Here is a 551-nt window from a genome sequence, read left to right as displayed (position 1 = left end):
AAACGAGCCGTGTAGTGCACGGTCGCATACGCATGGAAGTTACCCGAACGCTGGTAGGCGTAGCTGGTATCCGTCTGCCTCGGACGCTCACGAGGGTAGGTGGTCACGGGCTGACCAGCCGTGTAGTTGGTATCTGTATCGCCGTTACCGTACTCGATGACATAGGAGGAGGGCATGAGCTCAATTTCGACGTGCCCGGCGAGCATGTCTGCTTCAAGGCGGTAGGGGCCACCGTCATCGACGTAGAAGTTGACCTGGTCGCCCTTGTAGACGTTCGGGTCGCCTTCTGCTCGGCCAGTGCCTGCGGGGTTGTTGTAGGACTGGTGCAGGGTCGGCTTGCCCGGCTCTAGCGACTCTGCAGCGTGGCGGATTTCCTCCATGACTTCTTCGTAAGTCGGACCGGTGGGACCCGGGCTGTCGGCACTGGTGAGGGTGCGGGTATCGTTGGGAATGCAACTAGCAGAGGAAGGGCTTCGAGGACTTCCATGGTCTACAGGAATGCCAGATTCAAGTGACATGTTTGTGAACTTGAATGTTCCTATTCTTCCGTC

General features: G+C 58.1%; 1 pseudogene. It reads right to left on the bottom strand.

Annotation, left to right across the window (positions count from 1 at the left end):
* Positions 1-518, bottom strand: a pseudogene (locus tag HMPREF2894_RS09340) (peptide ABC transporter ATPase); the annotation flags it as partial.
* Between the last annotated feature and the right edge of the window lie 33 nt (positions 519-551).

This window comes from Rothia sp. HMSC066G02, assembly GCF_001813145.1.
In the GTDB taxonomy this organism is placed as follows: Bacteria; Actinomycetota; Actinomycetes; order Actinomycetales; family Micrococcaceae; genus Rothia.
Note: the sequence above shows the minus strand (reverse complement) of the source record. Positions and strands in the feature narration are given on the sequence as shown.